This is a genomic window from Amycolatopsis sp. NPDC004368, from assembly GCF_053602515.1.
Window position 1 is genome coordinate 159,022 of sequence record NZ_JBSGDT010000017.1, and the last position, 11,015, is coordinate 170,036.

Annotated in this window: 9 protein-coding genes; 8 read left to right on the forward strand and 1 reads right to left on the reverse strand. The window is 70.2% G+C overall.

Translation table 11 applies throughout. The annotated features are described in order from the left end of the window. Positions 1 to 70 precede the first annotated feature (70 nt). Positions 71 to 790 carry an alpha/beta hydrolase gene (locus ACWEOE_RS23910; RefSeq protein ID WP_452012645.1) on the forward strand — a complete coding sequence of 240 codons (720 nt, stop codon included), beginning with the start codon at positions 71 to 73 and terminating at the stop codon, positions 788 to 790. Here the strand turns inward: ACWEOE_RS23910 and ACWEOE_RS23915 are convergent. Further along, complete coding sequence (locus ACWEOE_RS23915; RefSeq protein WP_452012646.1) at positions 765 to 1,535, reverse strand: class I SAM-dependent methyltransferase; 771 nt, start codon at positions 1,533 to 1,535, stop codon at positions 765 to 767. The two genes, ACWEOE_RS23910 and ACWEOE_RS23915, sit on opposite strands and share 26 nt — an antisense overlap. A gap of 83 nt (positions 1,536 to 1,618) precedes the next feature. Between ACWEOE_RS23915 and ACWEOE_RS23920 the strand changes: the two genes are divergently transcribed. The 7 genes from ACWEOE_RS23920 (at position 1,619) to ACWEOE_RS23950 (ending at position 10,812) form a co-directional block, all read left to right on the forward strand. Further along, a complete protein-coding gene (locus ACWEOE_RS23920; protein ID WP_452012647.1) occupies positions 1,619 to 2,353 on the forward strand; it encodes an acetoacetate decarboxylase in 735 nt (244 codons plus the stop codon). A gap of 9 nt (positions 2,354 to 2,362) precedes the next feature. After that, positions 2,363 to 3,265, forward strand: coding sequence for a 3-hydroxyacyl-CoA dehydrogenase NAD-binding domain-containing protein (locus ACWEOE_RS23925; RefSeq protein WP_452012648.1), 903 nt, complete (start codon positions 2,363 to 2,365; stop codon positions 3,263 to 3,265). Then, entirely contained in the window at positions 3,262 to 4,776 is a 1,515-nt protein-coding gene (locus tag ACWEOE_RS23930; protein ID WP_452012650.1) for a CoA transferase, read from the forward strand. Before ACWEOE_RS23925 ends, ACWEOE_RS23930 begins: the two co-directional genes overlap by 4 nt. Positions 4,777 to 4,778: 2 nt before the next feature. Then, entirely contained in the window at positions 4,779 to 6,077 is a 1,299-nt protein-coding gene (locus tag ACWEOE_RS23935) for an aldehyde dehydrogenase family protein (protein WP_452012660.1), read from the forward strand. Positions 6,078 to 6,132: 55 nt separating this feature from the next. After that, positions 6,133 to 7,005 (forward strand): hypothetical protein, encoded by an 873-nt coding sequence (locus ACWEOE_RS23940; protein ID WP_452012651.1) that lies wholly within the window; start codon positions 6,133 to 6,135, stop codon positions 7,003 to 7,005. Between the two features lie 429 nt (positions 7,006 to 7,434). Next, positions 7,435 to 8,922 (forward strand): alkaline phosphatase family protein, encoded by a 1,488-nt coding sequence (locus ACWEOE_RS23945; RefSeq protein WP_452012652.1) that lies wholly within the window; start codon positions 7,435 to 7,437, stop codon positions 8,920 to 8,922. A 270-nt stretch (positions 8,923 to 9,192) separates the two neighbouring features. Continuing rightward, positions 9,193 to 10,812: an ABC-F family ATP-binding cassette domain-containing protein gene (locus ACWEOE_RS23950; protein WP_452012653.1), complete on the forward strand. Its 1,620-nt coding sequence runs from the start codon at positions 9,193 to 9,195 to the stop codon at positions 10,810 to 10,812. Positions 10,813 to 11,015: the final 203 nt, after the last annotated feature.

The following is an 11,015-nucleotide window of genomic DNA, read 5'->3' on the forward strand; positions in this document are numbered from 1 at the left end:
CCCGGGGATTCGTGGTCGGGCGATAGCTGTCGCCGGGAGCGCCGAACGCACTCCCGAAAGGTGGCATGCCATGTACTTCACTTCGGAAACCTCTACCGACAGCGTCCTCGAACGCGAGTTCACCGTCGGCGACGCCCCGGGCGTCCTCTGGACCCCGGTGGCCGGTGCCGGCCCGCTCGTGCTCCTCGGACACGGCGGCGGCAACCACAGGAAGCATCCGGCCATGACCGGTCGCGGCGGGCTCCTCGTGGCCGCCGGGTTCTCCGTGGCCGTGCTCGACGCACCCGGCCACGGCGAGCGGCCGCGCACGGACCTCGACGAGAGCGAGGTTCCCGCGATGCAGCAGGCGATGGCGACGGGTGAACCCGTCGGCCCCATCGTCGAGCGCTACAACGCGGACATCGCCGCTCGCGCGGTGCCCGAGTGGCAGGCGGCGCTCGACGCGCTGACCGACGAGATTCCCGGCCCCGTGGGCTACTGGGGCATCAACATGGGCACCGCGATCGGCGTGCCGCTGATCGCGGTCGAACCCCGCATCACGGCCGCGGTGCTGGGCCAGTTCTGGCCCTCGACGCTCGTCGATCTGGCCAAGCAGATCACCATCCCGATCGAGTTCGACATCCAGTGGGACGACGAGCACATTCCGCGCGAAGACGCTCTCGCGCTGTTCGACGCCTTCGCCTCGCCGGAGAAGTCGTTGCACGCCAACGCGGGCCGGCACAAGCAGTTGCCGCGGTTCGAGGCGGCGAGCGCGGTGCGGTTCTTCAGCCGGCACCTCGGGACGCGGTGACGAGCCAGGCGCGGGAGCCGAGCCACACACCGTCCGCGGTGTGGTGCGCGGCCATGACCGCGTGCAGCCGGTCGAGCGCCCGCTCCGTTGCGGCGTCGTCGAGGTGAGCGAGGGCACCGGCGACCAGCTGTAGCGGCTGGACCGCGGCCACGGCGGTCGCGGGGTCCGGGCCGTACCACACCGGCTCGGACACGTCGGTGAACCGTACGTCGGTGAATCCCGCCGTGGTCAGCGTTTCGCGGGCCACGGCGGGGTCGCCGAGTGTGAACGGGCTCGTGTGCGGCTCCGGCGGAGTCCCGACAGCGCGGCTGATTTCGGACACCCATTCCTGTCCGTCCCTGGTCTGCCAGACCAGCTGCACCAGCCGAGCGCCCGGCCGCAACGCGCGCCCGACGTTGGTGAACGCGGCCACGGGATCCGCGAAGAACATCGTGCCGAAGCGGCTGAAAGCGATGCTGAAGTGCGCGCTGGGGAAGGGAAACGTCTGCGCGTCGGCCTGCTCGAACCGCACGTTGGTCACGTTCTCGGCCGCGGCGAGCCGGCGCGCCTCCTCCAGCCGGGGCGCGGAAATGTCCACGCCGAGCGCGCTGCCCCGCGCCGCGAGGCGAGCGGCTTCGCGAGTTGTCGCCCCGGATCCGCACCCGATGTCGAGCACGGTGTCGTCGGGCCCCACGGCGACCGCCTCGCGCAACCGCGGGTGGTAGCGACGGAGTTCGGCGTCGAAGTCGAAGGTCGGTCCGGCCATGGTGCCCATCATGCCCGCGACCGAGATGCGGCAGCGAAAAGTCGCAGGTAAGTTCCGGTTCGTGATCTTGTGGGAAATCGCTCATGCGTGAGGACGAGGTCCTCGCCCAGCTCACCACGCCCCTGGCCGCGCCGGCGTTTCCGCGCGGGCCCTACCGCTTCACCGACCGCGAATACCTGAACATCACCTACCGGACGGATCCGGCGGCACTGCGGGCGCTCGTGCCGGAACCGCTGGTCGTCGACGAGCCGCTGGTGCGGTTCGAGGTGATGCGCATGCCCGACGTGACCGGTCTCGGCGACTACACCGAGTCCGGCCAGGTCGCGATGGTCCGCCACGGTGACGAGGCCGGCGAGTTCACCCTCGGCATGTACGTGGACAGCCACCCTGCCATCGCGAGCGGGCGCGAGGTCGCCGCGTACCCGAAGAAACTCGGCAAACCCAGGCTGTACACGGATTCCGACACCCTCGTCGGCACACTCGACTACGGCTCGATCCAGGTCGCGCTGGCCACGATGGGGTACAAGCACCGCGTGCTCGACGAAGCGCAGGCGCGCGCCGAGCTGACCGCGCCGACGTTCATGCTCAAGATCGTGCCCGGGTACGACGGCCGGCCGCGGATCTGCGAGCTCGCGCGCAGCCGGATCAGCGACGTGACCATCAAGGGGGCCTGGACCGGGCCCGCGCGGCTGCACCTCGTGCCCCACGCGCTCGCGCCGCTGGCCGACCTGCCGGTGCTGGAGATCGTGTCGGCCAGCCACCTGCTGACCGACCTCACGCTCGGCCGGGCTGCGGTCGTGCACGACTACCTGGCTTGAGGGGAAACCATGAAGGCGACCATCGTCGGCGGCGGGGTCATCGGCGTGTCGTGGGCCGGGCCGATGGCCGCCCACGGCCTCGACGTGACGGTCAGCGACCCGGCACCGGGCATCGAGGACACCGTGCAGGCGGGCCTTGAGGAGCTGAAACCGGCGTTGCGAGAGCTCGGCCTGCCGACCGACTTCGCGGTGAGCTTCGAACCCGACCTCGCACTGGCCGTCGTGCAGGCGGACGTGGTGCAGGAGAACGGTCCCGAGCGGCTGGACCTCAAGCACAGGATCTTCAGCACCATCGAGGACCACGCGCCGGCGCACGCGCTGCTGCTCACCTCCACGTCGGGCCTCCCCGCCACCGACATCGCCACGGCGTTGCGGCAGCCCGAACGGCTCGTGGTCGGGCACCCGTTCAACCCGCCGCACCTCATTCCGTTGGTCGAGGTGGTGCCGGGGGAGCGGACCTCGCCGGAGAACGTGGCGCGGGCGGTGGAGTTCTACGAAAGCCTGGGCAAGAAGCCGATCGTGCTCGCCAAGGAGGTGCCCGGGTTCGTCGCGAACCGGTTGCAGGCCGCAATCTTCCGCGAGTGCGTGCACCTCGTGGCCGAGGGCGTGGTCACCGAACAGCAGCTCGACGAGGTGGTCACGTCGTCGCTCGGGCAGCGGTGGGCGGTGAGCGGGCCGTTCGAGAGCTTCCACCTCGGCGGCGGCGCGGGTGGGCTGCCGCACTTCCTGGAGCACCTCGGCCCGGGCCTGCGCAAACGCTGGGGCCAGCTGGGTTCACCCGACCTCGACGAGCCGACGGTCGCGCTGCTGAGCGCCCAGTCCGAGGATTTCGGCGGCACGATCGGACAGCTGGCGAAGGCCCGGGACGAGAAGCAGATCGCCGTGATGAAGGCACTGGGAGCGCTGCGATGACCGTCACCGACCGGATCCGGGCGGCGCTGGCCAACCCGATCCGCTCCGAGGCCGACGACGGCTTCGACATCCACGCCGCGCTAGCCGAGGTGCTCGCCGACGCGAAACTGTCCGAAAAGGACTGCGGCGGCAGTGTCGAGTTCTTCGGCGCCGACCCGATCGTGCCGAGCGCGGTGCGCCTCGGTGCGGCCCCGGCGATCGGGCTGGTCGCGAAATCCGTGGCACTGGCCGCGTTGTGGCGCCACCGCGGCGGGCCGGGACAGGACATCGCCATGGACGTGCGCACGGCACCGCACCGGCTGTGCCCGTTCTACGACAAGAAGTGGGAGCTGATCAACGGCCTGCCGCCCACCAACACGGCCGATCCGGGCAGCCCGTTCACGCTCAAGTTCTACCGCGCCGGCGACGGGCGCTGGGTCATGCCGCTCAACATCTACCCCAAGCTGAAGTCCGCCGCCCTCAAGCTCCTGCGTACCTACGACGACGAAACCGCCGTGGCCAACGCCGTCGCCCGATGGAGCGCCGCGGAGCTGGAGGACGCCGGGGCCGAGCTGGGCCTGGTGATGCCGATGGTCCGTAGCACGGAAGAATTCCTCGGAACCCGGCAGTACCGTGACGTGCTGGCCGACCTGCCGCTCATCGAGGTCGAGAAGATCGGCGACTCCGATCCCGAACCCCTGCCCGACGGCGCGCGCCAGCCACTCGACGGCGTGCGCGCGCTCGGCATGGGGCACGTGATCGCCGGCGCGGCGATCGGGCGCGCGCTGGCGCAGCACGGAGCCGACGCGCTGAACCTCTGGCGCCCCACCGAGTGGGAGAACCCGGTGACGTACTCGACGGCCAACGTCGGCGTCCGCTCGGCCACAGTGGACTACCTGCGGGACAAAACCGCGCTGGGCAAGGTGCACGAGCTGCTGCGGGGCGCGGACGTCTTCTACGCCAACCGCCGGCCCGGGCTCGTCGCCGGGCTCGGGTTGTCCGCGCAGCGCGCGGCCGAGCTGCGGCCCGGCATCATCCACACCACCGTTTCGCTGCACGGCGAACGCGGGCCGTGGGCGCAGCGCGTGGGCTTCGACCAGACGGCAGGGTGCGTCGCCGGGATGATGACGCTGGAGGGTTCGCCGGACCAGCCCGTGCTGCCGCACATCGGTGTGGTCAACGACTACCTCGTGCCCTGGCTCGCCACCACCGGCATCAGCGCGGCCCTGATGCGCCGCGCGACCGAGGGCGGCAGCTACCGCGTGCACATCTCGCTCACGCGCATCGCGCTGTGGATCATCAGCCTCGGCGTGTTCGACAAGGAGTACGCGCGCACGGTCGCGGGCACCGGCGAGCGGCATGCGTACGTGGACCCGGAGACGTTCACGGCCGAGACGCCGCTCGGGCTCTACCAGGGCGTGACCGACCAGGTGCGGATGTCGGAGACCCCGGGGGAGTTCTCGACGATCCTCGTTCCCCGCGGGTCCGGGCGGGCCGAGTGGCGGCCGCGTCGATCCGGTCTGGGGTCTTGAGCATGATTCCGGACCTCGTCTCCCGCCTGCGCGCGTCGTTCGCCACCGGTCGCACCAAACCGCTCGCGTGGCGGCGCGAACAGCTGGGCGCGCTCAAGCACATGCTGCTGGAGCAGGAGGACGAGTTCCTCGAGGCTCTGCGGACGGACCTCGCGAAGAACGCCACCGAGGCGCGGCGCACCGAGCTCATGTTCATCGTGAACGAGGTCGACGACGCGCTGGAGCACCTCGACGAATGGCTCGCGCCGCAACCCGTCGCGCTGCCCCGGCGGCTGCTGCCCGCCGAGGGCCGCGTGGTGCGAGAACCGCTGGGGGTCGCGTTGATCATCGGGCCGTGGAACTACCCGCTGCACCTCGCGCTCGCGCCGCTGGTGGGAGTGCTGGCCGCAGGCAACGCCGCCGTGGTGAAGCCGAGTGAGCTGTCGCCGACGGTGTCGGCCGCGATCGCGCGGCACGTGCCGGCCTACCTCGACGCCGAGGCCGTGGCGGTGGTCGAGGGCGCGATCCCGGAGACGACGGAGCTGCTGGAGCAGCACTTCGACCACATCTTCTACACGGGCAACGGGGTCGTCGGGCGGATCGTGATGACCGCGGCCGCGAAGCACCTCACGCCGGTGGCGCTGGAGCTGGGCGGCAAGAGCCCGGTGATCGTGGACACCGACGTGGATCTCTCGGTGGTCGCCCAGCGGATCGTGGCCACGAAGTTCATGAACGCCGGCCAGACGTGCGTGGCGCCCGACTACGTGCTCGCGATCGGCGACACAGCCGCGAAACTCGAGCCGGCGCTGGCCGAAGCCCTGCGCACGAAGTTCGGCGCCGACCCCGCCGCGAGCCCCGACTACGGTCGGATCCTCAACTCCCGCCACTTCGACCGCCTGTCTCGTCTGCTCGACAGCGGCCGTGTCGTCACCGGCGGTGAGACCGACCGGGCCACGAAGTTCATCGCGCCCACCGTGCTGGCCGACGTCGCCCCCGACGCCCCCGTGATGGGCGAGGAGATCTTCGGGCCCATCCTGCCGATCCTGCCGATGGCGTCCCTCGACGAGGCCATCACCTTCATCACGGGCCGCGACAAACCGTTGGCGCTGTACGCGTTCACCGGTTCCGAAGCGACCAAGCAGCGCATCCTCACCGAAACCTCCTCGGGCGCCGTCACGTTCGGCATGCCCGTGCTCCACCTCGTCGCCCCCGAACTCCCCTTCGGCGGCGTGGGCGAGAGCGGCATGGGCCGCTACCACGGCAAGTACTCGATCGACACGTTCAGCAACCTCAAGGCAGTGCTCGACAAGCCGTTGTCCTGACGGCTCGCTCCGACCATCCGGTGGCGCCCACCGGGGACGGCTACGATCCTGGGTCATGAGTCACCCAGGGGGTCAGGAACCGCAGGGCCAACCGCAGCCGGGGTTCCCGGCGTGGCGTCCGCAGCAGCCGCTCAACGGGCAGCCGCAGGGTTACGGCCAGCCCGGTCAGCAGGTTCAACCGCAGTTCCAGGGCGCGCCGGCCCAGCCGGGATATCCTCAGCAGCAAGGGTCGCCGGGTTATCCGCAGCAGGTTGGTCAGCCGGGTTCGTGGGGCCGGCCGGGATACCAGCAGCCCGGCTATCCGGCGCAGCAACCCCTTCCCCAGCAGGGCCAGCCGCAGCAGTGGGGCACGCCGCAGGGCTTCTCGCACCAGGAAGGTTTCCCCGGGGCGCAGCAGGGCGGCCAGGGCGCCGGTCCGCTGACCAAGGCGGGTCCGGGCGCGATCCCGGCGGTGCTGGGTGTGGTGCTGCAACTCGGCGCGTTGTTCGGGCTGCCGTGGATCACCTTCACCAGTGGCAGCCAGTCGGTGACGATGACCTTCCTCGACCTGCTCAAGGCCGTGAACGACAACTCCGCCGCCTCCGGGTTCGGTGCGACGTACGTGCAGTTCCTCGGTTTCCTGGTCACCGCCGCGACGGCCCTGTCGGTGCTGCCGTGGACACTCGGCGCGCTCCGGGCGAAGCGCTCGGCCTTCCTGCTGAGCGGCATCCGCAGCCGCGATCTGACCCGCGCGAACTTCTGGTGGTACCGGACGGTGTTCAGCGGTCGCGCGACCGTGATGCTGATCATCCACGCCGTCGGGATCGCCACCGTCTACTGGGGCAACTTCGCCTCGCTGGGCCTCGGCCCGATCCTGCTGTTCGTCGGCGCCGTGCTGGTCGTCGTCGGTGCGGCCGTGGGACCGCGTCAGACGCCGGCGATGCCCTGATCGTCCAGGCCACAGCACAGTCCACAACGGAGTCACGAGGCCGGCCGGGCGCACCGGTCCAGCAGCACGGGTGGCGGAAGGCCTCGCTCATGTCGAACCCGCGGCGCTTCTTCTCGGGACGGGTGTCGGCGAACTCCGTCACCTCGACGACGTGGCCCACCGGGATCGGCGCGGGGTAGTTCACCGCGATCGTGCGATTCACGCCCTCACCTTAACCGGTCCGGCGTGTTCCGCCGACGGGAAAAATAACGCTCCACAATGGACGTATCCTACGTCTGATTCCACCGCTTCGTCCGGAAATCGAGTTACGCACGTCACTGTGCAAGACCGATTTCGGCCGAAGTTCAACTGTTGCTCATCAAGTGCTCCTCCCGTGGCTCACCGCGGCGGACGAGTGTCTCCCGTGGCTCCCACCCCGAAAGGACCTCGATGACTGACGACACGCAGCAGGGCAACGGGTTCACGCGCAGACGCCTCCTGGGTTCCGCGGCCGCGGCCGGCGGGCTCGCGGCCGCCGCGATGGCCCTGCCGGCCAACGTCCGCAAGGCGATCGCCTCGCCCGCGCCGAAGAACGGCCGGATCTCCGACCTCAAGCACGTCGTGATGCTCATGCAGGAGAACCGCAGCTTCGACCACTACTACGGCACGCTTTCCGGGGTCCGCGGCTTCGGCGACCCGCACGCGGCGCGCCAGTCCGACGGCAGCTCGGTTTTCTACCAGAAGGACGCGAAGAACCCCAAGGGTTACCTGCTGCCCTACCACCTCGACACGAAGTCGACCGCCGCGCAGGCGATCCCGTCGACGAGCCACGAGTGGGCCGTGCAGCACCAGGCGTGGAACGGCGGCAAGAACGACCAGTGGCTGCCCGCCCACCGCGCCGCCGACGGCGAGACCAATGGCCAGTACGTGATGGGTTACTACGAACGCAAGGACATCCCCTTCCAGTACGCGCTCGCCGACGCGTTCACGATCCTCGACGCGTACCACTGCTCGGTGCTCGGCCCCACGGGTCCGAACCGCCACATGTGGATGGCCGGCACGATCGACGCGGAAGGCCAGTTCGGCGGCCCGTCGCTCACCACCAGCGCGCCCAACGGCGCGTACTCCTTCAAGACCTACCCCGAGCGCCTCACCGAGGCCGGCGTGAGCTGGAAGATCTACCACTCGCCGGGTTCGACCACGGGTCTCGCCTCGATCTCGCACATCGCCCAGTACTTCAACGCGAAGCCGGGCGACGACCTGTTCGAGAAGGCCATGAACCCGCAGCCGCTCGGCCAGTTCGAGTACGACGTGGCCCACGACCAGCTGCCCACCGTGAGCTGGATCCTGCCGCCCAGCGCGTACGACGAGCACCCGGCCAACCTGCCGGCCGCCGGCGCGACCTTCGTCGCCGGCAAGATCGACGCCATCGCGGCCAACCCCGACGTGTGGGCCAAGACGGCGTTCATCCTGTCCTACGACGAGAACGACGGCCTGTTCGACCACGTCGTGCCGCCGACCCCGAAGCCCGGGACCCCGGGTGAGTTCGTGTTCAAGAAGTCGGTGACCGGCGTCGACGGCGGTGGCCTGCCGACCGGGCTCGGCTTCCGCGTGCCGTGCATCATCGTCTCGCCGTGGACGGTGGGTGGCTGGGTGTGCTCGGAGACCTCCGACCACACGTCGCAACTGCGGCTGCTGGAGCACGTGACCGGCGTGCGCGAGCCCAACATCACCGACTGGCGCCGCCGCACCGTCGGTGACCTCACCTCGGCGTTCCGCTTCCACGACGCGACCAAGCACGCGCCGGTGCTGCCCGACACCCAGGGCCAGTACAACCTCGCGCAGTACGAGGTGAGCCAGTTCAAGCTGCCGCCGATCCCGACGACGCAGCAGAGCTTCCCCCACCAGGAGCCCGGCCACCGGCCGAAGACCTCCTGACCTCAGCGTTCGTCGCCCGTCCGTCCACTCGCGACGGACGGGTGACGGCGCGCCGGCGCCCTGGCTGGTAAGGTCGCGGCGAACGTGCAGGACGAGTGACCAGGGAGCTGACCACCTCGATGGTGGCCGAGGACGACATCTCCGGGTGAATCCGGCGACGACAGCGGTGCCTGAGTATTCGGCACCGCCCTTTGTCGTCTCTTCCGACACCCTGCCCTGTCGTTCTCCGGGCGGCTCACGTACGCCCCCTTTCAGCTTGAGAGTCCCGCCATGTCCAAGAGTTCCGTCGTCTGTTCCGGCCTGTCCTTCTCCTGGCCGGACGGCACGCCCGTGTTCGAAGACCTGTCCTTCGCGCTCGCCCCGGGCCGCACCGGTCTCGTCGCGCCCAACGGGGCCGGCAAGAGCACGCTGCTCAAGCTCATCGCCGGCGAGTACCAGCCGCTCGCCGGCTCCGTGACCGTCGACGGCGTGCTCGGTTACCTGCCGCAGACGCTGCCGCTCGCCGGCGAGCCGACCGTGGCCGAGGTGCTGGAGATCGCGCCGATCGTGCGAGCGCTCGCGGCCATCGAGGGCGGTGACGCGAGTGAGGAGCACTTCACGACCGTCGGCGCCGACTGGGACATCGAGGAGCGGGCCCGTGCCGAGCTCGACCGGCTCGGGCTCGGTGACGTCGCGCTCGACCGCCGCCTCGACACCCTCAGCGGCGGCCAGGTCGTGTCGCTCGGCCTCGCCGCGCAGCTGCTGAAACACCCCGACGTGCTGCTGCTCGACGAGCCCACCAACAACCTCGACCGCGACTCCCGGCGCCGCCTGCACACCGTGCTCGGCGACTGGAAGGGCACGCTGCTGCTGGTCAGCCACGACCGTGACCTGCTCGACCGCATGGATCGGATCGCCGAGCTGGACCACGGTTCGCTGCGGCTGTTCGGCGGGAGCTTCACCGACTACGAAGCCGCGAAGCAGGCCGCGCGCGAGATTGCCGAGAAGAACGTGCGCTCGGCCGAGCAGGAGGTGAAGCGCGAGAAGCGCGAGCTGCAGCAGGCTCGCGAACGCGCGGCTCGGCGGGCGTCGACCGGCGCCCGCAGTGGCTCCGACATCCCGCGCATCGCGCTGGGCAACATGAAACGGTGGGCGGAGGCGTCGGCCGGCAAGGCCAACGACATGCACGCCCAGCGCCTCGGCGCCGCCAAGGCCCGGCTCGACGAGGCCGACCGCGCCGCCCGCGAGGACGACACGATCGTGCTGGACCTGCCCGACACCGCCGTGCCCGCCGGGCGCACGGTCTTCCACGGCGAGCGGCTGCGCGTGCGTGAGCTGTTCGCCGGCGAAGGCGCGACGCTGGCGATCCGCGGGCCGGAGCGGATCGCGTTGGTCGGCGCCAACGGAGCCGGCAAGTCGACTTTGCTGCGGCTGATCGCGGACCTGCTCGAACCCGACAGCGGGCTGCTGACCAGGGCGGACGGTCGGGTCGCGTACCTCTCACAGCGCCTCGACCTGCTCGACGACAACCGCACAGTGGCGGAGAACCTGCGCGCGGCCGCGCCACAGCTGCCCGAGGCCGAGCTGATGAACCTGCTCGCGCGGTTCCTCTTCCGCGGGCCGCGGGCACACCTGCCGGTGGGCGTGCTCTCGGGTGGCGAACGGCTGCGGGCGACGCTCGTGTGCGTGCTGTGCGCGGAGCCCGCGCCGCAGCTGCTGCTGCTCGACGAACCGACGAACAACCTCGACCTGGCCAGCGTCGAGCAGCTGGTGAGCGCGCTGAAGGCGTATGAGGGCGCGTTCGTGGTCGTGAGTCACGACGACCGCTTCCTCGCCGAGCTCGGCGTCGGCCGCTGGCTCACGCTGGCCGGCGGCAAGCTGACGGAAACGGGTCCGCCGCCGGGTTTCTGACAAATGTCATGGGCGAGTGGTGCGCCGGCTCACTGCACCGGGCCGGCGCACTCGCCCACCATGGGTGGAGCACCAGGGAAAGCTTCATTCAGTCCGGAAAGGACTTCCCAATCGTGATGTCAAGCGGTTGCGGTGACGGGAGGTGAAGCGTGGTAGCACTTCCCGTCGCGGATCATCGCCCACAACACGTTGAGCCGTCGGCG

Bases quoted from the DNA above. Each gene is read 5' to 3' on its own strand.
- ACWEOE_RS23910 (WP_452012645.1), top strand. From the start codon at position 71: ATGTACTTCACTTCGGAAACCTCTACCGACAGCGTCCTCGAACGCGAG.
- ACWEOE_RS23915 (WP_452012646.1), bottom strand. From the start codon at position 1,535: ATGGCCGGACCGACCTTCGACTTCGACGCCGAACTCCGTCGCTACCAC.
- ACWEOE_RS23920 (WP_452012647.1), top strand. From the start codon at position 1,619: ATGCGTGAGGACGAGGTCCTCGCCCAGCTCACCACGCCCCTGGCCGCG.
- ACWEOE_RS23925 (WP_452012648.1), top strand. From the start codon at position 2,363: ATGAAGGCGACCATCGTCGGCGGCGGGGTCATCGGCGTGTCGTGGGCC.
- ACWEOE_RS23930 (WP_452012650.1), top strand. From the start codon at position 3,262: ATGACCGTCACCGACCGGATCCGGGCGGCGCTGGCCAACCCGATCCGC.
- ACWEOE_RS23935 (WP_452012660.1), top strand. From the start codon at position 4,779: ATGATTCCGGACCTCGTCTCCCGCCTGCGCGCGTCGTTCGCCACCGGT.
- ACWEOE_RS23940 (WP_452012651.1), top strand. From the start codon at position 6,133: ATGAGTCACCCAGGGGGTCAGGAACCGCAGGGCCAACCGCAGCCGGGG.
- ACWEOE_RS23945 (WP_452012652.1), top strand. From the start codon at position 7,435: ATGACTGACGACACGCAGCAGGGCAACGGGTTCACGCGCAGACGCCTC.
- ACWEOE_RS23950 (WP_452012653.1), top strand. From the start codon at position 9,193: ATGTCCAAGAGTTCCGTCGTCTGTTCCGGCCTGTCCTTCTCCTGGCCG.